This window comes from Aeromonas sp. JL9, from assembly GCF_024436075.1.
GTDB lineage: Bacteria > Pseudomonadota > Gammaproteobacteria > Enterobacterales > Aeromonadaceae > Aeromonas > Aeromonas veronii.
Genome location: NZ_JANFNV010000003.1, coordinates 175,156 through 198,331, shown reverse-complemented (window position 1 = coordinate 198,331; position 23,176 = coordinate 175,156). Strand labels below are relative to the sequence as shown.

Genomic DNA, 23,176 nt, shown 5'->3' with positions numbered 1-23,176 from the left:
ACAAAACATGACTGGAGATAACATGAAAAAAACGATTGTTGCCATGCTGGTCAGTGGCTGCATCCTGATCCCGAGTTTGGGTCAGGCCCAGACTCTGGAAGAGTCGGTGGCACAGACACTTGCTACGCATCCCAAGATCAAGGAAGCGTTTGATCTGTATCAGGCACGACTCTATCAGCATGATGGAGCCAAGGGTGGCTATTATCCTACGATCGATCTGCGTGGTGGCGTAGGCTATGAAAAAACTGACAGCCCTTCTACCCGTGCTGCCAGTGCCAACAGCAATATTGATGATTCCATGACTCGCAAAGAGGCTGGACTCAGTCTGCGGCAAATGTTGTTTGATGGCTTTGATGTCAGCAACAACGTCTCCAGAACCGAAGCTGAAGCCAATGCCCAGCGTCTGGCGATGATCTCCGAAGCTGAAAATACCGCGCTGCGAGTAGCTGAGGTCTACCTCAATATGCTGCGTCAGCAGGAGATTTTGGAACTCTCCAAACAGAACCTAGAAACCCACGAACAGATCCGCAGCGACATCAGCAAGCGGACTGATTCAGGGCTTGGCTCTACTGCGGATCAGACCCAGATTGAAGGTCGTGTTGCCCGGGCCTATTCAAATCAGGCCGCTGCCGAGAACAACTATCGCGACGCAGAGAGTGAATTTATTCGTGTCGTGAACGAGGTTCCCAAAGATCTGGTACAGCCGGTTCCCAATACCGAGCTTATCCCGACCAGCCTCGATAGTGCGCTGAAAACAGCGACCGAAGTCCACCCGACCCTGCTCTCTTCCCTGCAGGATATCGAAGCGGCCAAGTATCAGCATGAAGGTGCCAAATCCGGTTTCTACCCCAATGTAACATTCGAGGTCGATCAGAACTGGAATGAGGATATCGATGCGGTCAAAGGGCGCAACGATGATCTGACAGCCATGGTGCGGATGCGTTACAACCTGTTCCGTGGTGGTTCTGATGTGGCAGAGAGCAATGCAACATCGGCGCTCTACTCTCAGGCGAAAGACATTCATTTGAATGCGTTCCGCCAAGTAGAGGAAGGCACTCGTCTGGCCTGGAACGCGAAAGAGTCGCTGGCCAAGCAAAAGACCTTCCTGAAAGAGCATGTTGACGCCAGCTATGACACCGTACAGGCGTACAAGAAGCAGTTTGGGTTGGGTCAACGGACATTGCTGGACGTATTGAACACCGAGAACGAACTGTTCGAGGCGCGTCGCAGCTACATTACTGCCGAGTATGATGCACTGCTGGCGGACTATCGCATTCTCAACGCGACAGGTAGCCTGCTCAATGCATTTAGCGTCAAACAACCCGCTGAATGGCAGGCCAGGCAATAACCGTTTGCCCATGATCCCGCTGGGATCATGAACGCCAATATGATGGTGACTGCTGCTGGCAGTCACCATGTTTGGCTAAAGCAGATGGTTGCACGGGCTTTGAGGAGTGCAGCAGCAATAATGCAGCAGGAATATGACGTGACACTCCAGCGCGGAACCGGCGGCAGATGGTGTTATCTTCTTAATGAATGGAGATACCGATCCTTACGCGCTCTGCGCCACTCCTTATGGATCCTGCTGTTACCCTTCTCACTTCTGCTCTGTGCCAGTCAGCCTCTGCCACAGGAAGATCTCAACTTGATCAAACGGGCGGAGCAGACCTATGGCGCCAGAGCCGGCAAGCGTGTAACTAGTTGGCGTATGCTGGTCATGGAGACGAAGGGCAGGGCCCTGAGCGAAGAAAAAAAGCTTGAGCGGGTAAATAATTTTTTCAATCGGATGCGTTTTATTGACGATATCAAGTTGTGGCGCAAAAAGGATTATTGGGCAACCCCGCTAGAATTTTTGGGAGCCGCTGGGGGAGACTGTGAAGATTTCAGTATCGCCAAATACTCTACGCTGCTCGAGCTTGGGATCCCGGATGATAAAATGCGGATGGTGTACGTTAAGGCTCTTGATTACAACCAGTTTCACATGGTGGTGGCATATTATGAGACACCCTCTTCCGTTCCGGTTATTTTGGATAATTTGATAGGCTCGATTCGCCCAGCCACACAGCGGCGTGATCTGGTGCCTATTTACAGTTTTAACGGTAGTCACTTGTGGTTGATGAAGGCACGAGGCCAAGGGGAACTGGCTGGTCAATCATCCCGCTTGGGATTATGGAATGATTTACGCAATCGCATGACCTCGGGGCGATTGGCTCGGCCAGTGGTGAATTTGGATGATTAACCTATGACGCTCTATCGACAGTTATTAGCCACCATGCTGCTGCTGTTTGGATTGTTATTTGCGGCCACATACTGGGTGCAATTCAATTCAACCCGCACTTATCTGGCGCAGCAACAGGAAACAACGGTCATCAATACGGCAACCTCGCTGGGGCTTGCGCTCACCCCCTATCTGGAAAATGGTGACAAGGTCGGTGCCGAGTCGGTGATCCAGGCCATTTTTGATGGCGGCTATTATCGATTGGTTCGCCTTGATCTGCTGGCATCAAAGGATGTCATCGAGCAGGAAAATACCAACAATATTCAGGGGGTACCGCGGTGGTTTGTAAATTTGGGACTTTTTCCTGAGGTATCCAACGAATCAATTCTGACATCTGGCTGGTTGCAGCTTGGAAAATTAAAAGTAGTGGGTCACCCCGGCCAGGCTTATTACGAGTTGTGGCGGGGGATGAGCGAGCTGGCGAGCTGGTTTCTGGTCGGCTTTTTGATCACCACAATTTTGTTGATGAGAGCACTAAACTACTTGCTCAAGCCACTCAAACAGATCTGTGATCAAGCCGTCGAGATCGAGCTGCACCATTTCGGTCATACGATCCCGGAGCCTAAAACCCATGAATTGAAGCAGGTCGTTCAGGCGATCAACACCCTCTCAAGCAAGTTGGCGTTGCAGTTCAAAGAGCAAGCCGATGAGGCCGAGAAATTGCGTGAGCGGGTTTATGTCGATGCCGTGTCGGGGCTTGGCAACCGAGCCTATTTTGTGGGTCAGGTAAACGCATGGATAGCGGAGGCTGGCCAAGGTGGCGTCATGCTGGTTGCGGTCGACATGCTGGATGATATCTATCGGGATGAAGGCTTTGCTGCCCGTGACAATATGGTCAAATCGATAGCTCAGGCTTTGAAAGAGCAATTAAAAGGGTGGGATGGCGCAGCCTTGGCACGGATCTCCGCGACGGAATATGCGCTGCTCTGTCCAACTGACGATCTGACTCAGCTAAAAGAGCTGGCTGAAGTGATTAATAGCCGCATTGCCGATCTGGTGGTGAATCCAATGGGCGAAGGGGATGCGCTCTCCGTCATCGGTATTGCCGGTCGTGATGGCAATGATGATCTCTCTGCCTTGTTGACCAAAGCCGATAATGCGCTTGGCAAGGCGCGCAATGAACGCCGTGGTGCTGTGGTGATGGAAGGGGGGACCGAGCAAGGTTTGATGGGGCGTTTGGCCTGGCGAGATCTGGTACAAGATGCAATTTCACGACAACTTTGGCGCTTCAAAGCACAACCAGCTTGCCGGTTTGATAATGGAGCAAGGTTGCATGCCGAGCTGTTTGCTTCTATCTCTCGGGATGGCACAGATTATTTTGCAGGTCAGTTCTTGCCCGCGATTGAACAGTTCAAATTGGGTGGCGAGTTTGACCAGGCGGTGCTTGATGCTTGCGTTCCATTACTGCAAAAACAGTCTGATCTGGTACTGGCGATCAACATCACTGCTGGCTCGCTCTGCTCGGATGAATTTTTAACCTGGCTGACGCGTTACCTGACCGAGCATGTTGAGCTGAAAGAGCGGTTGTTATTTGAAATACCTGAAGCTGCCATCATGAAACATAAAGACAACGTGGCTGCGTTGGTGGGCACCTTGCAAGCTCATGGCTTCCAGTGGGGGGTTGACCACTATGGTCGTCACTTCCAGTCTCTGGGCTATCTGGAGGAGTTGTCGCCGGCTTATGTCAAGGTTGATCACGGTTATACCAGTCAGGTCATGGAGCCGGGGGCTGACACCTCATTCCTGGCTGCAGTGTGTCGCGCCGCACATAATGCCGGTGTGACCACCATTGCAACCCGCGTCGAAGATCAACATCAAGTGGAACTGCTTTCCAAGTTGCATATCGATGGTTACCAGGGATTTGTTCATCCTGCCTTCCCATTATCTTGAACTAAATGCTGAAAATGGCCCCGATAGGGGCCTTTTTATCCATTCAGGCGAGATCGACAGTCTTCACGGATGTATTAAGTTGGCGCTTTTAGGGACCAGAGTGATATCAGTAATGACAAGGGGGCTTTCAAGCCCCCTCGATATTTTAGATATAGATGCAGACATCAAAGTGGTTTCGTATTTTCCATCATTTGCCTATTTTGGCTGCTGTTCGGCCCCTGACAGCTCGATCTGCACATTCACCCCTTCGCTCTTGAGCTTGGTGGCGATGGCGTTGAGATCGGTGCCCGGTTTGGCCTCCAGCAGGGCGATACCACCACTGCTCTGTTTGAAGTTCAGGCTGTGGCGAGTCGCCAGCGCCTTGGCGCTGGCATCGTCAGCTTCCACCAGCAGGGTGCCGCTTACAGTCAGCTCCGGGCTAGCGGCCCCTTGCATCAACACGTCACCGCGGCGCAGGGTCTGTTGCGGGACCTTGCTGTCAAGGCTGCGGGCGACCCGCTTCTTGCTGCCGTTGTCAGGAATGAGGTAGGTCTGGCCGTTCACCTCTATGATGCTGTACTGCTTGCCATCCATGGTGACGGACTCCTGGGCGCAGAGCTGTCCCGAGAGGGGGGCCAGCAGGGTTGCCAGAAGCAAGGTAACAGGTTTGTTCATGGTAATACTCCTAGCGTGTTAGCTGCGGTTGGCATCGTGACCCAGGACCCGCAGGGACCATGAGATCAGCTTGCCCGGTTGGCGATTGTTGCGCTCGGTCAGGGTGGTACGCTCACGGGTCTCGCGATTGAGCAGAGAGACCTGACGGGTACCGTTGGCAACATCGGTTACTTCCAGTCGCCATGTGCCTTGCGCCGATTCGCCGTAGAACTTGTTGGATAGCATCCGCATGTCGCGCAATCCCTTGGTTCGCACAAAGCCCAGCTGCTGCTGGTCGAGAGATTGGCCGACCAGGCTGTTGAAGGGGCTCAGCAGGATGCTGCGGGTGCCGGCGGGGGAGACCAGTTCGATCAGCAGATCGGGCAGGCGCTGATGATCCAGACTCACCATCACCTGAACCGCTTCCACCGTCAATGGTGTCGCGATGCGGGTGGTGGAACGGGTCGGGCTGTTGCCCACATCCGCAATGGCGGCGGCACTGCCGGTGACATTGATCTTCTGCCACGGCAGTTGCACCAGCGGGGGGAGGGGTTGGTGATTGGCTGCCAGCTCAAGGGCCTTGTTGACGTCGATCAGACCAAAACCGTAAGACGGGTTGAACCACATGCCGGCGGCATTGCGCTCCCACCCTTCCAGCCCTTTCACATCACGCACCTTGCCGGTGCTGCTGGTGTAGCTGACCATCACAGGTTTCTGTGTGGCATCGACCCGGGTTGCGCTGCGCGCCAGCAGATCCCGCAGGTCACGTACCGACAGATCCGGGTAGGCGGACATCAGCAGCGCCATGGCGCCGGAGGTGCTGGGGGTGGCGGAGGAGGTGCCGTTCATCACGCCGTTGTAGTCGCAGCTGGCATCCAGTTGCGGGTTGCCGTGCAGCCGGTTGGTGCTGGGATCGTCGGTGCGGTTGTAACCCATGTCGCAGCCGGGCAGATCCGTGGTCACCATCGCCGGAGAGTCGGTACCGTATTCGCCGCCGGTCGCGCTCAGGAAGATGTTGCTGCCGACGCTGGAGTAGGAGGATCTGACGCCATCGGCGTTGAGCGCGCTCACCACCAGGTTCCAGAAGTTGCTGTTGGAGGGATCGAGGTTGCTGTTTTCAAACGGCAATTTGGGACCATTGCCGGTGCGGTTAAGCACATAGCCGCCCGCCGCTATCTTGTTGAAGCCGTTGCCGGCGGCCTTGATATAGGCCGCGCCTTGCGCCTTGAGGGTCTGCTGTTCAAACAGGCGATCAAGTTGGGATTGATCCAGAGAGTTGGCTGAGCGGGGATCCACCACACTCATGCCGTAGCTCTGGTTGAACACCCGGTTGTCGCGGCTGGCATCGCTGTCGCCAAGGGCGTAGAGCCAATCCTTCTGCAACTGCTGGCTGTTGTCATCCAGCAGGTTGAACCCCTGCAGCTGGGCTCGTGGGGCTATCCCCTTGGTACCGATGGCGTTGTCTACCGCCGCTATGATGCCGGAGACCGAGGTGCCGTGGGCCGTATCCGGATCGGTCGGTGTCGGGTCATCGCTGCCGGTCACCACGTTTTTCGAACCCGGGCGCACGTTCTCCGCCAGATCCGGGTGGGCGATGGCCAGACCATCATCCACCACGGCCACATTGACTCCCTGGCCCAGCACGCCGGTGCGATGAGCCCACCAAAGGTTGAGATCATTGCCCGCTATGCCGCCACGGGCGCTGAATCCATCCTGGCCGCTGTTGAGCAGATACCACTGCTGATCTTGCAGGGGATTGGCACCTGGCAGGCAGCGCTCGGTGCTGCTGCGTCCGATATCCATGCCGCTCTCCTTGCCGGTGAGCGGCGCACAACCTTCATTTGCCTGAACGAGCGCACTGGGCAGGGTCGACAGCAGTGCTGTGATCGCCAGTGCTAACGATGTTTGCTTCATTATTTTTTTAACTCCATCTTGGATCGCACTCATCCTGAGTGCGACGGAAATCTATACACGGGTGAAAGGGGTTCAAAAAGAGCCATTTTCAAAAAACGCAATGAGGTTCAAAGAAATCCGATTCAGTTTGTGGTACGTATTCCAAAGACACTGGTTATGTGTTCTATTGAGAATGGTTCTCACCGCTCGCTACTGATCTTTTTATCTGTAATTCACTCCTCTCGCGACTCTCCTTCGCCGCAGCCATCTCGATTCGGGGCAATCCCGAGGGGAGCTCGTGCGCTCTTGAACGTAACGTGAGTGCAGCTATGCATTCGGGGGTGACAGCAAGGGTGATGAGGTGGAACCAGCAGTTTATTGCTTGGCGGCGGTGGATGGCTCTGTTATGGTAATTGAAATAGCCTTTTGGATGGCTAGATTGCTGCGGTTTGAGGGGCTTAATCTCTGAGAGCCACCCCGCCGCAGTCCCATAGCTTGATGCGTACCTGACAGGGAGTCCCTATGCCGTTTCGTTCCTTCTTATCTTCTCTTTTTACTGCTTCCTTGCGCGCCACTGCTGGCGCCAGCACCTTTATTGCCGCGATAGCGGTCGGGAGCCTCTCTTTTTCCGCGGTTGCCGCCGATGCGTCCTTGCCGACCAAACAGGAGATCGTGATTGGTACCACGGTGGGGGATTTTGCCGACATGGTGACCGACTCCATCAAGCCGCAGCTGGAGGCCAAGGGGTACAAGGTCAAGCTGGTGGAGTTCACCGACTATGTGACCCCCAATATTGCTCTGGCTGACGGATCACTGGATGTGAACTGCTTCCAGCACAAACCTTATCTGGAGAGTTTTGCCAAAGATCGCGGCTTGTCGCTGGCGCCCATTACCCAGGTGCCAACCGGTCCGATGGGACTCTATTCCGGCAAGCTGGCAGCACTCGACAAGGTGAAAGAGGGAAGCACGGTGGCCATTCCCAACGATCCCACCAATCAGGCGCGGGCGCTGTTGATGCTGCAGGATCTTGGTTGGCTCACTCTCAAGGAGGGGATAAACCCGCTAAAAGCGAGCGAGTTTGATGTGGTGAACAATCCGCACAATCTCAAGCTGGTACTGCTGGAAGCCGCGCAGTTGCCCCGCTCGCGGGAGGATGTGGACTTCTCGGTGATCAACGGTAATTTTGCCGCCTCCAGCGGAATCCCGTTCAGTGAAGGACTGTTTCTGGAGCGCAGCTACGATTTCATCAACTGGGTGGTGGTGAAAAGCGCAGATGCGGATCTGCCGTTTGCCAAAGATGTGGCGGCGGCCTACAACTCGGCGGCTTTCAAAGCCTATGCAGCCAAGCGTTTCGTCGGCTACAAGTACCCGCAAGGGTGGGGTGGCTAACTGTCGTGAACGTGGCCCGGCTATACAACGAAAAACGCCCCGAATTCGGGGCGTTTTTTATGGTATCAAGCCATCAACGGGCGTTTCACTGGTTGCGATAGAAGCGGTTCAGCTCGTTCATCACCTGGATCATGGCGCCCATATCCGGGGTGCCGTGCTTGATAGGGCGATAGCTGTTGCGCTCCAGCAGTTCGAAGTCACCCTGCTTGTTGAAGTGGGTGATGGTGTCCCCTTCATAGATGGCGAAGTCATTCTGGTCCCCGGCCAGCAGCCAGTTGCGCGGGCTGGTATCAAACAGCGAGCGGCCAACGCTGTAATCGCGCGCCGGATTGCGCACGCCCAGCATCCCCTGCATCAGGGTCGGTGCCAGATCGAAATGGCTGCTAGGTTGTTCCCGAACGTCACTGCCGCGCCCCGGCCAGGCCAGTACCAGCGGTACCTGCACCTGATAGGGTGAGTAGTTGCTGCCTGCGCCCCAGCTGTTGCTGCGGGTGTCGTTGAACTCCTGACCATGGTTGGAGGTGATGACGACGATGGTGTTGCTGTCCATCCCCTGCGACTGCAATTTGGTCAGCATCTGCTCAAGCAACTGGTCGGTATAGAAGACCGAGTTCTTGTAGCGGTTCTCCAGTTTTTGCAGGTTCTCCGCCCGATAGGCGGTCGCCGGATTGAAGTTGGCAAGCTCCGGCTGGAACGGCCCCTTCATGGTGGCGGGCAACTGGTAGTCGCCGGGGCTCGAGAGATAGACCAGCGAGAACCAAGGACGCTCGGGAGAGCGCTTCTCCAGCCACTGTTGCCAGTCGGTCAGCAGCTTGCCATCGTCACTCTGCTCGGAGACAAACACCTGTTTGCGCAGACCGGCGAGGATGCTCTTGCGATACTTCTGGGCATCTTCCATCGCGCCGAACAGCCCGAACTGGTAATCCTGGCGCAGCATCTCGTCGAACAGCACCGGCGGACGCTTGTCGCTGCTGATGTCCTTGTAGTAGTGACCGGGCAACCCGTAGAAGAGGCTGAACATGCCCATCAGGTCGTCGTTGCCGCCACTCAGGTGATTGCGGAACGTCAGATGCTGATCCGCATAGCGTTGCAGATTGGGCATGTTGATGTTGTTGAGCATGTCAAAACGCAATGAGTCGACCACCACAATCAGCAGATTGTTGTGAGTCAGGGGGGCGTTGACGTTGAGCGGGCGCAGTGGGTAATGCATCCGGCTGTCGCTGTTATCACCCTGGGAGGCCGCCTGCTTTTCGTACTGATCCAGATCCAGCCAGCCATGTTTGGCCAGGAAGGAGCGGGCCGTCATGGGGTAGGAGAGGGGGAAGTTGGCTCTCTGCATGGTGATGGGCTGATAGAGGGTCGCATCGGCCCAGCTGTTGACCACGTGGGTCAGAATAAAGCAGATCAGCAGGGCCAGCCCCACCTGATTGCCGTACTGGCGGCGCTTGCGCTTGTTGATCTTGCGCCAGACATAGGCCGACAGCAGCAGTTGCAGCAGGAAGATGGTGGGCACGGCAACGAAGATGATGCTCCAGATTGAGCCCTCTTCGGTCTGCGCCTGATCCAGCAGCAACTGCCATACCTGACTGTTGAGGTGGAACTTGAACAGCCGGAATACCTGGGTGTCGATCAGCAGCAGCACCAGCGCCAGGGTGGCGATGATGGCGGAGATGAACCGCAACGACTTCTCCTTGGGCAGCACGAAGCTGAGCGGGAAGATCGTCAACAGGTAGGTGACAAAACTCAGAAACGAGAAGTGGCCAATCCAGCTTACAACGAGATAGATCACGCCAAGCGTGGTCGATGGCCAGCTGATGGCACCCAGATAACGGGTGGCGATGAGCATGGCCAGAATAATGTTGAAGAAGGAGAACCAATGCCCCCAGGTGATCAGGCGAGAGACATTATCACGATAGGGGTTACCGGTTTCGACCATAGTGATCCATCTGCGTTGAGAAACGTCAAATCAACAGAGTCGGGGACTCAGTGTGCGTCGTGGCGATTATCGACCGATGCGGTCAGAGCCTGGACAAACTTTTCAGTGATGGCCTGGCGCTGGGCCGGTGCCATACCGTTGATGATATTGGTGGTCAGATTGCCAAGCACCATAAGGCTGAGATCTACCGGCGCTTTATGCTTTTCCAGCGCGGTGATCAGGTCGTTCATCAGGGCGTCAAATTGCTCGTTATTGTACTTTGATACGATAGGCATAATCTTCAGTTCATCTCGGTTCAAAGCGCCTTATAATACTTCACCCTTTCGGCTAACACTATGGCTTTGTGACATGAGTCTCGATATCGACAAGATCATTCTTCACTCCTTGCGCCAGGGCGGCGATGGTCAACCCCACGCCGATACCCGCAGCCAGACCCTGCCCCCTGATGAGGCGGTACAGGGACTGATGGCGGAACTGCATCGGATCTACAACGGCAAGGGCGGCAAGGGCTTTGGCTTCTTTGCCGACCCCGAGGCCGCCGTCGCCGAGCTGGCCGACGGCATCGATGCTCCCAAGCAGCCTTCACCCGCGTTTCGTATCGCCCTCGAACAACTGCTCGACGAGCAGCTCGAATTCGTCCCCTTCTCGGTGGAGATGACCCGGCTGCTGGTCAGGCAACTGGTGGAACATGCCCTCGACGAGCAGGGGGTACTGCTGTTTGCCAAGTACAACTATGTGGGGGTTGATTACCTGATGATCGCTCTGCTGGAAGGCAAGGAGAGCGTCACCGTCAGCGAAGCGCTGGAATTGCGCCACATCCAGTATCTGGATATCGGCAAACTCAATCTGGTGGCCCGCATCGATTTGACCGAATGGAAAACCCAACCGGATTCGCGCCGCTATATCACCTTCAGCAAGGGACGTATCGGTCGCAAACTGGGCGACTTCTTTATGGATCTGCTGGGGGCCCGCGAGGGGATGGATGCCAAGGTGCAAAATAAAGGCTTGCTGCAGGCGGTAGAAGATTATTGCGACAGTCGCCAGCTCGAACCGACCGAGCGCAATGACTATAAAAAGCAGGTCTTCAAATATTGCACCGAGCAGGCGAGCGCCGGTGAAGAGATCGAAATCAAGGAGCTGTCAGCGGAATTGCCCGGCGATGGCGATCTCGATTTTTACAGCTTTATCGGTCAGGAGTATGAGCTGGAAGAGCGTTTCCCGGCTGATCGCTCTACCCTGCGCGGCTTGACCAAGTTTGTCGGCTCCGGCGGCGGCCTGACTCTGAGCTTTGAGCAGAAACTGTTGAACAGCCGGGTGTTTTATGACCCGCAGACCGATACCCTGACCATCAAGGGGGTGCCGCCCAATCTCAAGGATCAGCTGCTGCGCCAGTCATAATGTGATCCGGCCTTCATTTTTGGCAAAAAGACACCGCAGTTCGCTGCGGTGTCTTTTTATTTAATGGGGCAGGGGGTAGCGAAAGCAACTCGGTGCTTTGTTAACAAATTAAACAGAATTATCCATGTGAAAGGGTTTTCAATGAGGTGAAAACCCTTTCATTCATGTCTTTTTATTTCTATTTGGTAATTTAATTTCTTGTGTTGGCGAGAAATATGCCAATAAATGGCGCTAACCCCCTGAAATAAGAAAATGTTTTCAAAACTTTCTGGAAGGAAATACGTAATTGCATTTCAAAAATGCGAGTTGCGTCATGTGAGCCGTTTGCCGCTTGGGATAATATTCATCTCGCACACAATGCTCTTACAGCGCGGAACTAATACAAGGAAAGGCTCATGAAAAAGAAATTGCTGTCATCCCTGATCGGTCTGGCCACTCTTGGCGTCGCTTGCTCTGCTACTGCTGCCATCGATGAAGGCCAGCTGACCATCTGGATCAACGGTGACAAGGGATACAACGGTCTGGCTGAAGTGGGTAAGAAGTTTGAAGCAGAAACCGGCATCAAGGTTACTGTGGCTCACCCGGATCAGGTTGAAGTGAAATTCCAGCAAGCCGCCGCCACTGGCAACGGCCCGGACATCTTCTTCTGGGCTCACGACCGTTACGGTGAGTGGGTCAAAGCCGGTTTGCTGGTTCCGGTAACGCCGAACGCTGCCACCAAAGGCAAATTTGAACAGCTGGCATGGGATGCCATGACTGTTGATGGCAAAACCTATGGCTACCCGGTTGCCATGGAAGCAGTCAGCCTGATTTATAACAAGGACCTGCTGCCCGAGCCGCCGAAAACCTTCGAAGAGATCGCCAAGATTGACGAGACTCTGAAGAAAAACGGCAAGCGCGCCATCATGTGGGCTTATGACACCCCGTACTTCAGCTATCCGCTGGTGGCTGCCAACGGTGGTTACGCCTTCAAGAAAACCGCTACCGGTTATGACGTCAAAGATACCGGCGTGAACAACGCAGGTGCCAAGATGGGCGTGGGCTACATCTCCGAGATGATCAAGTCCGGTCACCTGGAAAAAGGCATCGACTACGGTGTGATGGACGCCAAGTTCAACAAGGGCGAAGTGGCCATGATGATCAACGGTCCCTGGGCCTGGAGCAACCTGGACAAGAGCGGCATCAAGTACGGCGTAGCGCCGCTGCCGACCCTGAACGGCAAGCCGGCCAAAGCCTTCGTTGGCGTACTGGGTGCCACCATCAACGCCGCCAGCCCGAACAAGGATCTGGCTATCGAGTTCCTGGAAAACTACCTGCTGACCGATGCCGGTCTGGCGCCGGTTAACGCCGACAAGCCGCTGGGTGCCGTTGCGCTGAAATCCTTCCAGAAGACCCTGGAATCCGATCCGCACATCAAGGCCACCATGCTGAACGCCCAGGCTGGCGAGCCGATGCCATCCGTTCCCGAGATGAGCCGTTTCTGGTCTTCCTTCGAAACTGCCCTCAAGAACGTGACCTCCGGTCGTCAGGGTGTTGACGAAGCTCTGGATACCGCTGCCAAGCGTATCGTTCAGTAAGCACGCACTACCCGGGAGGCCGTCATGGCCTCCCACTCTCTCAAATCTCTCTTGGCGTTATAAAGGTTAATTGGCATGGAAGTAGTACCTTCTGTTGAGTCCTATGCCGGTCCGAAGGATAAGCACACCTGGCTTAAGTGGACCATAGCGGCCCTGGTTGCCATCCTCAACGGCTACGCAGCCGTGATGATGTACGCCAGTGGCGAGTGGGTATTCGCGCTGCTGGATCTGGTGGTGGTTTCCGTCGGTCTGTATGTCTTCATGAACAAGAAGACCTATGCCCATCGCTACATCTTTCCGGGTGTCGCGGGCATGGTTGTGTTTATCATCTTCCCTCTTGCCTACACCATTGGCATTGCCTTCACCAACTATTCGGGGTCCAACTTGCTCTCCGTGGAGCAGGCGCGGGACTACCACCTGAAGAAAACCTACAAGGTGGCGGGCGGTGAATTCGATTTTACCCTGCTGGGTGGCGACAACGGCCAGTTCCAGCTGCTGCTGACACAGGATGATCAATCCTTTATCAGCCAACCTGTTTCCCTGATGACCAACAAGGCCCGTGAGCTGGCGTCCCGCGAGGGCCGTGTGCAGAACACCCAGCAAGTGGTCGAGCTGCAGCCCTTCACCGGCGAAGCGGCCAGCAAGGCCGCACCGATCCGCGCCATTGTTGAGCATCGTACTCACCTGAGTGACCTTGATCTGGTACTGCCGGATGGCGGTACCCACCTGACCCTGAGCAGCCTGCGCAAGTTTGCCGCCCAGAAGCAGCACTACACCCGTCTGATGGATGGTGCCGTGCTCAAGTCCGGCGTGGTGATCAAAGACAGCAACCTGCTGCGTGATACCCAGAATGGCGAGCTGATGCTGCCCAATGGCGAGACCGGCTTCTATCAGTACATCGACGAACAGGGTCAGTTTGTCGGCAAGGGTATTGCTCCGGGCTTTGTGGTGAGCGTCGGTTGGAAGAACTTCGCGCGCATCGTCACCGATCCGGGCATCCAGTCACCCTTCCTGCAGATCTTCATCTGGACCGTGATCTTCTCAACCTGCTCCGTCGCTTTCACCTTGGCTATCGGCATGGTGCTGGCCTGTCTGGTGCAGTGGGAAGAGCTCAAGGGGCGCGGTTTCTATCGAGTCATGCTGATCCTGCCCTACGCGATTCCGGCGTTTATCTCCATCCTGGTGTTCAAGGGGTTGTTCAACCAGAACTTCGGTGAGATCAACATGTTCCTGGAAGCGGCGTTTGGCATCAAGCCGGACTGGTATACCAACCCCTTCCTGGCCAAGGTGATGATCCTGATTGTCAACACCTGGCTCGGCTACCCCTACATGATGATCCTCTGCATGGGCCTGCTCAAAGCCATTCCGGAAGATCTCTATGAAGCGTCCGCCATGGACGGTGCCGGCCCGGTACAGAACTTCTTCAAGATCACCGTGCCGCTGCTGATGAAGCCGCTGACACCGCTGTTGATTGCCTCGTTCGCCTTCAACTTTAACAACTTCGTGCTTATCCAGTTGTTGACCAACGGTGCGCCCGACATCATCGGCGCCAGCACCCCGGCCGGTACCACCGACTTGCTGGTGAGTTATACCTACCGGATTGCGTTCCAGGGATCGGGTGGTCAGGACTACGGTCTGGCCAGTGCCATCGCCACAGCTATCTTCCTCATCGTAGGTGCGCTGGCGCTGCTCAACCTGAAATTGTCCAAAGCCGACAAGCAGCTGTAAGGAGGCTTCAACATGGCAATCGTACAACCCAAATCAGTCAAATACCGGGTGTGGGCAACCCACCTGGTCATGTGGGGCTTCCTGGCGCTGATCATCTTCCCGTTGATCATGGTTATCGCCATCTCGTTCCGTAACGGTAACTTCGCGGTAGGGGAGATCATCCCCTCCAATCCGACGCTGGATCACTGGAAGCTGGCGCTGGGCATGTCCATCACCAACGCCGACGGCAGCATCACGCCGCCGCCGTTCCCGGTGCTGACCTGGTTGTGGAACTCCATCAAGATCGCCGGCATCACAGCCCTGATGATCGTGACGCTCTCCACCACCTGTGCTTACGCCTTTGCCCGCCTGCGTTTTCGTGGCAAGTCCACCATCCTGCAGGGCATGCTGATTTTCCAGATGTTCCCGGCGGTGTTGGCGCTGGTAGCCATCTACGCGCTCTTTAACAAGATTGGTGACTATATTCCCTGGCTGGGTCTCAACACCCACGGTGGCCTGATCCTGGCGTACATGGGGGGGATTGCCCTCCACGTCTGGACCATCAAGGGCTACTTCGAGACCATCGACTCCTCCCTGGAGGAGGCGGCGGCCATCGACGGTGCGACCCCGTGGCAGGCATTCCGTCTGATCCTGTTGCCCCTGTCGGTGCCCATCCTGGCGGTAGTGTTTATTCTGGCCTTTATCGGTTCCATTACCGAGGTGCCCATGGCCTCCATCCTGCTGCAGGATGTGAACAATCTGACCCTGGCGGTCGGGGCCCAGCAGTACCTCTATCCGCAGAACTATCTGTGGGGTGATTTCGCGGCGGCCGCAGTGCTTTCCGGTTTCCCCATCACAGTGGTCTTCCTGTTGGCACAGCGCTGGTTGGTTGGCGGTCTGACTGCTGGTGGTGTGAAAGGTTAAGTTTATGGCCGGGGGAGCTGACTCCCCCCGCTATCACGATTTGCAAAGATTCAAGAGCGGAGCTCGTCATGGCTGAAGTAGTACTCAACAACGTTCGCAAAAATTACGATCCGGCTGTTCACAAGGACACCCTGCGCAACATCAACCTCTCCATCAAGGAGGGCGAATTCATCGTCTTCGTCGGCCCGTCCGGCTGCGGTAAATCCACCCTGCTGCGGATGATCGCGGGTCTGGAAGACATCACCAGCGGTGAGCTGACCATCGGCGGTCGCTACATGAACGACGTGCCGCCGGTAGAGCGCAACGTCGGCATGGTGTTCCAGTCCTACGCCCTTTATCCGCACATGAACATCTACGAGAACATGGCCTTTGGTCTGAAGCTCAAGAAAATGGACAAGGAGAACATCCACAAGCGGGTGATGCGTGCCGCCGAGATCCTGGGTCTTGAGCCGCTGCTGGACAGAAAGCCCAAGGCGCTCTCCGGTGGTCAGCGTCAGCGGGTCGCCATCGGTCGCTCCATCGTGCAGCAGCCGCAGGTGTTCCTGTTTGACGAACCCTTGTCCAACCTGGATGCCGCCCTGCGGGTCAAGATGCGGATCGAGATCGCCAAGCTGCACAAGGAGCTCAACTCCACCATCATCTACGTGACCCACGATCAGGTGGAAGCGATGACCCTGGCCGACAAGATTGTGGTGCTGAGCCCGCTCAAGGCCGAGGCTGCTACCAACCTGGAGCAGTTCGGTTCACCGCTGGATCTCTACCACAACCCGGACAACAAGTTCGTGGCGGGCTTTATCGGATCTCCCAAGATGAACTTCCTGGCGGGCGAGTTGCTGGAGATTGGCGAGCAGGAGTGCCTGGTCAAGCTGACCTCTGGCGATACCGTGCGTGCCCGGGTCGATGCCCGCAGTGGCGCGGTGGGTGACAAGGTGGAGCTGGGCATTCGCCCCGAGCACCTGATGCCGCTGGATCACCCCCATGCGCACAGCAAGGTGAGCGGGATCGTGCAGGTGGCCGAGCACCTGGGTGCAGAGTCCTTCGTTTATATGGATGTGGATGGTCACGACTTTACCGTCAAGGCCACCTCGGATGTGGATGTGGCGACCGGTCAGACCTACAGCGTGGGTATCCCGGCCGAAGCCTGCTACCTGTTCGATGCCAAGGAGCAGGCGTTCCCCCGTACCGCCAAATATATCCGTACCTGATTTTTTGTTGTGCCGGTTTTCCTTTCTTAATAATCAATGCCTTTTTGCCGGTCGTCAGACCGGCTTTTTATTGCCTGCGATTTGAACATGCAGATAGGCAAGGTAACCCGGTTCAGGCCTCGAGTTCGGCGGTAATATCGGGCACAAAGGTCTGGCTGGCCAGCGGCGGGCGCTCATACCCTTCGGTCTTGATGGGGGGAAGCTTGATAGGCTCGTAGTGGATCGCCTCGTAGGGCACCTTGCTCAGCAGATGGGCGATACAGTTGAGGCGGGCACGGCGTTTGTCATCTGCCTCCACCACGAACCAGGGGCAATCCTCGGTGTCGGTGTAGGTGAACATGTCATCCTTGGCGCGGGAGTACTCCACCCAGCGTGACCGGGATTGCAAATCCATCGGGCTGAATTTCCAGCGCTTGATGGGGGTGTTGATCCGCTCCTTGAAGCGCTTCTCCTGCTCCTCGTCGCTGACCGAGAACCAGTATTTGATCAAGGTGATGCCGGAGCGGATCAGCATCCGCTCAAACTCGGGGCAGGCGCGCAGAAACTCGCGATACTCGGCATCGCTGCAAAATCCCATCACCCGCTCGACTCCGGCCCGGTTGTACCAGGAGCGGTCAAACAGCACCATCTCGCCAGCGGCGGGCAGGTGGGCCACATAACGCTGAAAGTACCACTGGGAGCGCTCCCGATCGGAGGGGGCGGGCAGCGCCGTGACCCGGCAGACCCGGGGGTTGAGCGGCTCGGTGATAGCCTTGATGACGCCCCCTTTACCGGCGGCGTCCCGTCCCTCGAACAGCACCACCACCTTGAGTCCCTCCTGCTTGACCCACTCCTGCAGCTTGACCAGCTCCTCCTGCAGATGGGCAAGGTGGTGCTCGTAGCACTTCTTGTCCAGACGCGGCCGTTTCTTGCTCTTCTCCTTCGCCATGGGCTTCTCCTTTTGGCATCCTTTCATGGGTGACTTCTTTGAGTCACTGCCAGCTTGCACCAGGGAGGCGTCACCTGCCAAGGGGGACGTGATACACTGCCCGCCCATCGCTGGCAACAGGAGATAACATGAAGCATTTTATGGAGATAGCGGGCCGCCGGATGGCCTATCTGGACGAAGGGCAAGGGCCGGTACTGCTGTTTGGTCACAGTTATCTGTGGGACAGTGCCATGTGGGCGCCGCAAATCGAGGCGCTCAAGGGCAGCTATCGCTGCATCGTTCCCGAGCTGTGGGGCCACGGCGATTCCGACCTGCTCCCCGAAGGTGGCTGCACCCTGGCGACGCTGGCGCGGGATCACCTGGCGCTGCTCGATGCCCTCGGGGTTGACGAGTTCGTACTGGTGGGCCTCTCCATCGGCGGCATGTGGGGTGTTGAGCTGGCGCGCATGGTGCCAAACCGCCTCAAGGGTCTGGTGCTGATGGACAGTTTTGTTGGCCTCGAGCCGCAGATCACCTGCGAGCGCTACCTCGGCATGCTGGCGATGATCGAGCAGCTCGGCACCGTGCCTGCGCCCATCATCGAACAGGTGGCGCCTATCTTCTTTGCCAGCCAGCCTGATGAGGCACTGATGAGTGGCTTCAAGGCGCGTCTGGCCGCTTGGCCAAACGAGAAGATTGCCGCCATGGTGGCGGTGGGCCGCAGCTTTGTGACCCGCGAAGATCGTATCGAGTGGCTGGAGGAGATCACCACTCCCGCGCTGGTGATGACCGGCTGCGAGGACAAGGCCCGTCCGGTGCTGGAGGGCTATCTGATGGCCGAGGTGCTGGGTTGCCCGTTCAGGGAGATCCCGGCCGCTGGCCACATCTCGTCGCTGGAAAATCCGGCCTTCGTCAATCAGCAACTGAGCGAATTTCTGGCAGCGCTATGAGCCTGAATGGGCAGCCTGAACAAGCGGTACTACCAGCCTGATGATCGTGAAAAAGGGAGCCGAGGGCTCCCTTTTGTTTGGTCGTGTCTCACGGTTCAAGACTCATAACCGTTACCAGATATAGCCCAGCGCAAAGCCTGCATAGAGTTCGCCATCGTGCTGGACGATGGGGCTATTTTTGATGTCCCGATCATACCATTCGTAGTTCATGGCAAACATGCCAATCCAGTTGGGGCTGAAGCGGTAGCTGGTGATGAGCGCCGCCATCGGGGAGAGGGTAGTGCCGGTATCCCAGGCGGGCCGCTGGGCGGTCGCTTCACTCTCGGAGATGCCGCCGAAGTAGTAGTTGGCCATCTTGTCGCTGCGCAGCATCAGCCCCATCCCCGGCATGATCAGCAGGTTGTCGCGCAGGATGGGGAAGTCGGCCCACAGCAGCAGTTCCTGCCCCTTGCTGCGGCCGGTGACATCGCTGTTGGCCCGCACGGTCAGCAGGGCGTAGGGGGTGATGATGTTGCCACCGATCCCGCCTTCCAGCTGCCATTTTCGCTGCTCCATGCCAGTAAAGGCCGGAGAATCCTCGGGATCCAGATTGCCAAAACGGACCCGGCCATAGCCGTAGAGGGCCACGTTCTCATCCTTGTGGAAGTAGTAGCGGGCCCGATCCCCCAGAAACATAAACTCGTCGCCGAAGTAGATAAAGCCGGGGATGGCGTAGAGGGCGTTGTCCTGCGCTTCATAGCGGGCTTGTCCCCCGATGAGCGCCGCTCCGGCGACAAAGCCTTGTGGCACCGGACTGGTTGGGCTGTTGCTGGTGAGCAGATCCATGGCGCCAAGATCGATATCGGCACGCGCTGGGAGGGCTGCAGCGAGGAGCATGGCCGTCAGCCCTGCCGCTCTGATTTGACGAAAAAAGGTCATGGACACTCCGTTGTCACGATTGCAGGGGAAGCAGGTTATTTTGCGGCACTGGGCATCTCTTCACGTTTTGGCCAGGCATTGATCACCGCCTTGACTAGGGTGGCGAGGGGAATGGCGAAGAAGACTCCCCAGAATCCCCACAAGCCGCCAAAGACCAGCACGGCGATGATGATGGCCACCGGATGGAGGTTGACCGCTTCCGAGAAAAGCACCGGCACCAGCAGGTTGCCATCGAGGGCCTGAATGACCAGATAGGCCACCATCAGCCAGGCAAACTCCGGGGTGAGCCCCCACTGGAACAGGGCGACCATGGCGACCGGCACGGTCACCACGGCGGCGCCGATATAGGGGATCAGCACCGAGAAGCCGACCGCGACCGCCAGCAGCACCGAGTAGCGCAATCCCATCAGGGCGAAGGGGACATAGGTGGCGATGCCGACGATGAGGATCTCGATCACCTTGCCGCGGATGTAGTTGATGATCTGGTTGTTCATCTCCACCCACACCCGGTTGACCAGGGTGCGGTTGCGCGGCAGGAAGCGGCGCAGGCTACCCATCAGTACCCGCTTGTCTTTGAGCATAAAGAAGACCATCAGCGGCACCAGAATGAGGTAGATCATGATGGCGACCACGTTGACCAGCGAACTGAGGGAGGCGCTTACCAGATGCTCGCCGCCACTGAGGATGCGCTGGCGAATATTGTCGATGACGGTCTCCACCAGACTGACGTCGATGAGCTCGGGGTATTTGTCCGGCAGGGTGCGCACATAATCCTGAGCGTGGGTCAGCATGGCCGGCGCCTCTTTGGCCAGATTGATCCCCTGACTGACCAGCGTCGGGATAAGACCCAGCAAGGAGGCGACTGCTACCGCAATAAAGAGGATCAGAATGACGCTGGTGGCCAGGGTGCGCGACAGCCCCGCTTTTTGCAGCCGGGCGACCGGCCACTCCAGCAGATAGGCCATTACCAGCGCCACCAGCAGGGGGGCCAGCAGATCGCCAAACAGCCAGATGATGGCAAAGCAGAACACCAGCAACAGGAACAGGGTAACGGCATCGGGATCGGAAAAACGGGTCTGATACCAGTGCTTCAATACTTCTAACATGACGGCATCCTTACATCACTGGGGCTCAAGATGGTTGTTTCGCCCCGACAACCAACTGCAAAGAGAGGGTATTGTCCGGTTGTTGCTGCATCTCGACATGGTGGCCCTGACGGTGCAGATAGGCCGGAATATCCTGCCGGGAGCCCGCATCGGCCAGCCGTATGGTGACGGTTTGACCGCTTTTGGCCTCCCTTAACCAGAGCTTGAGCCGGATCAGCGGCTCGGGGCAACGCCAGGGGGTCAGGTCGAGAATTTCCATGGGGGCTCCATCAGGCAGGTGGCCGCTATTATGGCCGTGATAAGAGCATGAAACAACGCTTGTAGCCCTTGATGGGCAAGGGTATTCTGCCGAGGCCCTTTCTGATGGAGATAGAGATAACGTGGCACGTTTTTCCCCCCTGATGGCATCGCTTCCCCTGCTGGCTTCCCTGATGGGCGCCACGTTTTATGCCGAGGCCAACAATCAGCTTCCCGACATCGGCACGGCCGGGGTTGCTGCCCTGCCCATCGAGCAGGAAGTGCGTTACGGCAACGCTTTTATGCGCTTTGCCCGTGCGGGTCTGCCGATCATCGATGATCCGGTGCTGAGCCAGTACATTGACGATCTGGGTCAGCGACTGCTGACCAACGCCGATGGGGTGCGTTTCCCGTTTACCTTCTTCCTCATCAATGATCCCACCATCAACGCGGCCGCCTTCCTCGGCGGGCGAGTCAAGGTGCACACCGGCCTCTTCCTCTACGCCGACAGCGAGAGCGAGCTGGCCTCGGTACTGGCCCACGAAATCACCCACGTAACCCAGCGCCATATCGCCCGTTATATGGAGGCGCAGGCGAGCAGCTCTGCAGTGACCCTGGCCGGTCTGGTGGGATCCATCGCACTGGCGGTGATCAACCCGACTGCCGGTATCGCTGCGTTGCAGACTACGCTGGGCCTCTCCATGCAGTCGGCCATCAACTACACCCGCGACAACGAATATGAAGCGGATCGCATCGGCATGAAGACCCTCTATGATGCCGGTTTCGACCCCATGGGGATGGCCAACTTCTTCCAGAAACTGGCTGCCGAATACCGTTACGCCAGCAAGCCGCCGGAAATGCTGCTCACTCACCCGCTGCCGGAGACCCGGATCAGCGAGGCTCGCGCTCGGGCGGGCAGCTATGGCCGCCGCGATTTGCCGCCCAGTCTCGACTTCTGGCTGGCCAAGGTGCGGATTCAGGTGCGTTTTGGTACCGATACCCCTCAGGGGCTGCTGAGCTACTTCGATAGCCGGATCCAGAAGGGGGATTATCCGCTCAAGGATGCCGCCATCTATGGCAAGGCGCTGGCGCTGATCCAGCTCAAGCGCACCGACGAGGCTGATACCCTGATGCAGGAGCTGGCGGCCCGTCATCCGGAAGATCTCTTTATCGTCGATGCCCAGACCGACATCGATCTGGCCAAGGGGCGCAGTGCCCAGGCCATCGCGCGCCTCGAGAAGTTCCGCAGCCGGATGCCGGATAACGAAGTGGTGGTGGTCAACCTCGGCAACGCCTACCTCGAGAGCGGCAACTACAAGAAGTCCATTGCCATCCTCGACCCCTATGCCCGTGCGCATGAGGAGAACAATCTGGCCTGGAACCTGCTGGCTGATGCCTATCGCAAGGCGGGCAGAATGACCGAGCTGCATATGGCGCGGGCCGAGATGCTCGCACTGCGCGGGGATTATCAGGCGGCCATCGACGAGCTGATCGTGGCGCGCGGTACCACCAGCGACCGGATGACTCTGGCTCGTCTGGAGGCGCGCATCACCGAGCTGGAGCGGGCCAAGAAGGATCTCGACAGCCTCAAGGGCTAACGAAACCTATCAAACAAGGGCGCACCACGGTGCGCCCTTGTTGTTTATAGCGGTGGCGTTGATGTGGGGGACGGTGATAGCAGCGATGGGCTAGTGACTCAGGCTGCTGGCGGTCGCCTTGAGCATCTCGATCTGCTGCTGGTCGAGCTCGCCGATCAGCGTCTGCTTGAGCTTGCCCTCGCTATCGAGCAGATAGCTGGTGGGCAGGCCGCTTGGGCGAGGGAAGGGGAGCTTGGCATCTTCATTGGCAATAAGGAGCGGCACCTTGATGTGGTACTGGGCAGCCAGCCTGTCCAGCTCTGCTGGGGTGGTCGGGTCGTAGTTGATGGCCACCACTGTGAGCTGGCCTTCTGCCGCCAGCGCGTTGAGGCGCGGCATCTCCCGCAGGCAGGGGGCACACCAGGGGGCGAAGTAGTTGACCAGTAGCGGCTTGCCGGCAAAGTGGCGCAGGCTGACCGACTGCCCTGTTGCATCGGTAAATTCGGGGACGGGTGTGCAGGCGCCCAGCAGGCCCGCCACAATCAGCCAACAAATTCGTTTCAATTCCTTTCCACTGCCGCTTACCCTGACCATCACTTTCCCCTACAATAGCGCCGTTTCTAGTCCCATCTTGCGATTAATCAGGGAGTT

At 57.1% G+C, this 23,176-nt stretch carries 20 protein-coding genes; 11 read left to right on the top strand and 9 right to left on the bottom strand.

Annotated features, from left to right (window positions below; all coding sequences use genetic code 11):
- Positions 1 to 22 precede the first annotated feature (22 nt).
- The 3 genes from NOM06_RS04435 to NOM06_RS04425 all read left to right on the top strand — a co-directional run bounded on the left by NOM06_RS04435 (position 23) and on the right by NOM06_RS04425 (position 4,168).
- Complete coding sequence (locus tag NOM06_RS04435; protein WP_005359768.1) at positions 23 to 1,348, top strand: TolC family outer membrane protein; 1,326 nt, start codon at positions 23 to 25, stop codon at positions 1,346 to 1,348.
- A gap of 138 nt (positions 1,349 to 1,486) precedes the next feature.
- Complete coding sequence (locus NOM06_RS04430; RefSeq protein ID WP_223849329.1) at positions 1,487 to 2,239, top strand: transglutaminase-like cysteine peptidase; 753 nt, start codon at positions 1,487 to 1,489, stop codon at positions 2,237 to 2,239.
- Between the two features lie 3 nt (positions 2,240 to 2,242).
- A complete protein-coding gene (locus NOM06_RS04425; protein ID WP_160881688.1) occupies positions 2,243 to 4,168 on the top strand; it encodes an EAL domain-containing protein in 1,926 nt (641 codons plus the stop codon).
- A gap of 195 nt (positions 4,169 to 4,363) precedes the next feature.
- On the opposite strand, the gene NOM06_RS04420 is transcribed toward NOM06_RS04425, so the two are convergent.
- Together NOM06_RS04420 and NOM06_RS04415 are read right to left on the bottom strand one after the other, a co-directional pair.
- On the bottom strand, positions 4,364 to 4,822 hold the full coding sequence (locus tag NOM06_RS04420) for a hypothetical protein (protein ID WP_255910022.1): 459 nt from the start codon (positions 4,820 to 4,822) through the stop codon (positions 4,364 to 4,366).
- A gap of 18 nt (positions 4,823 to 4,840) precedes the next feature.
- A complete protein-coding gene (locus tag NOM06_RS04415; protein ID WP_255910021.1) occupies positions 4,841 to 6,715 on the bottom strand; it encodes a S8 family serine peptidase in 1,875 nt (624 codons plus the stop codon).
- Between the two features lie 501 nt (positions 6,716 to 7,216).
- Here NOM06_RS04415 and NOM06_RS04410 point away from each other — a divergent pair.
- Positions 7,217 to 8,083: a MetQ/NlpA family ABC transporter substrate-binding protein gene (locus NOM06_RS04410; RefSeq protein WP_255910020.1), complete on the top strand. Its 867-nt coding sequence runs from the start codon at positions 7,217 to 7,219 to the stop codon at positions 8,081 to 8,083.
- A gap of 85 nt (positions 8,084 to 8,168) precedes the next feature.
- Here NOM06_RS04410 and NOM06_RS04405 read toward each other — a convergent pair whose 3' ends face one another.
- Positions 8,169 to 10,019 carry a DUF3413 domain-containing protein gene (locus NOM06_RS04405; RefSeq protein WP_005352950.1) on the bottom strand — a complete coding sequence of 617 codons (1,851 nt, stop codon included), beginning with the start codon at positions 10,017 to 10,019 and terminating at the stop codon, positions 8,169 to 8,171.
- A gap of 47 nt (positions 10,020 to 10,066) precedes the next feature.
- Entirely contained in the window at positions 10,067 to 10,294 is a 228-nt protein-coding gene (locus NOM06_RS04400; RefSeq protein ID WP_005333874.1) for a YejL family protein, read from the bottom strand.
- A 73-nt stretch (positions 10,295 to 10,367) separates the two neighbouring features.
- Here NOM06_RS04400 and yejK point away from each other — a divergent pair, with 73 nt between their 5' ends.
- From yejK to NOM06_RS04375, 5 genes are all read left to right on the top strand, one after another.
- A complete protein-coding gene (yejK, locus tag NOM06_RS04395) occupies positions 10,368 to 11,417 on the top strand; it encodes a nucleoid-associated protein YejK (RefSeq protein WP_255910019.1) in 1,050 nt (349 codons plus the stop codon).
- A 395-nt stretch (positions 11,418 to 11,812) separates the two neighbouring features.
- The gene (malE, locus tag NOM06_RS04390; protein WP_005333871.1) at positions 11,813 to 12,994 is read left to right on the top strand and encodes a maltose/maltodextrin ABC transporter substrate-binding protein MalE; all 1,182 of its coding nucleotides are present in this window, start codon (positions 11,813 to 11,815) and stop codon (positions 12,992 to 12,994) included.
- A 75-nt stretch (positions 12,995 to 13,069) separates the two neighbouring features.
- Positions 13,070 to 14,722 carry a maltose ABC transporter permease MalF gene (malF, locus tag NOM06_RS04385; protein WP_005333870.1) on the top strand — a complete coding sequence of 551 codons (1,653 nt, stop codon included), beginning with the start codon at positions 13,070 to 13,072 and terminating at the stop codon, positions 14,720 to 14,722.
- A gap of 12 nt (positions 14,723 to 14,734) precedes the next feature.
- Entirely contained in the window at positions 14,735 to 15,625 is an 891-nt protein-coding gene (malG, locus tag NOM06_RS04380; protein ID WP_005333868.1) for a maltose ABC transporter permease MalG, read from the top strand.
- 68 nt (positions 15,626 to 15,693) lie between these two features.
- Positions 15,694 to 16,830 carry an ABC transporter ATP-binding protein gene (locus tag NOM06_RS04375; protein WP_005333867.1) on the top strand — a complete coding sequence of 379 codons (1,137 nt, stop codon included), beginning with the start codon at positions 15,694 to 15,696 and terminating at the stop codon, positions 16,828 to 16,830.
- Positions 16,831 to 16,942: 112 nt separating this feature from the next.
- On the opposite strand, the gene ppk2 is transcribed toward NOM06_RS04375, so the two are convergent.
- Positions 16,943 to 17,758: a polyphosphate kinase 2 gene (gene ppk2, locus NOM06_RS04370; protein ID WP_005361444.1), complete on the bottom strand. Its 816-nt coding sequence runs from the start codon at positions 17,756 to 17,758 to the stop codon at positions 16,943 to 16,945.
- 128 nt (positions 17,759 to 17,886) lie between these two features.
- Between ppk2 and NOM06_RS04365 the strand changes: the two genes are divergently transcribed.
- Positions 17,887 to 18,687 carry an alpha/beta fold hydrolase gene (locus NOM06_RS04365; protein WP_255910018.1) on the top strand — a complete coding sequence of 267 codons (801 nt, stop codon included), beginning with the start codon at positions 17,887 to 17,889 and terminating at the stop codon, positions 18,685 to 18,687.
- Positions 18,688 to 18,798: 111 nt separating this feature from the next.
- On the opposite strand, the gene NOM06_RS04360 is transcribed toward NOM06_RS04365, so the two are convergent.
- From NOM06_RS04360 to NOM06_RS04350, 3 genes are read right to left on the bottom strand one after another with little or no spacing between them, the layout of a single operon-like run.
- Positions 18,799 to 19,605, bottom strand: coding sequence for a MipA/OmpV family protein (locus tag NOM06_RS04360; protein WP_255910017.1), 807 nt, complete (start codon positions 19,603 to 19,605; stop codon positions 18,799 to 18,801).
- A gap of 35 nt (positions 19,606 to 19,640) precedes the next feature.
- Complete coding sequence (locus NOM06_RS04355) at positions 19,641 to 20,711, bottom strand: AI-2E family transporter (protein ID WP_255910016.1); 1,071 nt, start codon at positions 20,709 to 20,711, stop codon at positions 19,641 to 19,643.
- Between the two features lie 25 nt (positions 20,712 to 20,736).
- Positions 20,737 to 20,970 carry a sulfurtransferase TusA family protein gene (locus tag NOM06_RS04350; protein WP_167558267.1) on the bottom strand — a complete coding sequence of 78 codons (234 nt, stop codon included), beginning with the start codon at positions 20,968 to 20,970 and terminating at the stop codon, positions 20,737 to 20,739.
- A 121-nt stretch (positions 20,971 to 21,091) separates the two neighbouring features.
- On the opposite strand from NOM06_RS04350, the gene NOM06_RS04345 reads away from it, so the two are divergent.
- On the top strand, positions 21,092 to 22,546 hold the full coding sequence (locus tag NOM06_RS04345) for a M48 family metalloprotease (protein ID WP_370688905.1): 1,455 nt from the start codon (positions 21,092 to 21,094) through the stop codon (positions 22,544 to 22,546).
- 90 nt (positions 22,547 to 22,636) lie between these two features.
- Here NOM06_RS04345 and NOM06_RS04340 read toward each other — a convergent pair whose 3' ends face one another.
- Positions 22,637 to 23,119: a TlpA disulfide reductase family protein gene (locus NOM06_RS04340; RefSeq protein ID WP_255910015.1), complete on the bottom strand. Its 483-nt coding sequence runs from the start codon at positions 23,117 to 23,119 to the stop codon at positions 22,637 to 22,639.
- Between the last annotated feature and the right edge of the window lie 57 nt (positions 23,120 to 23,176).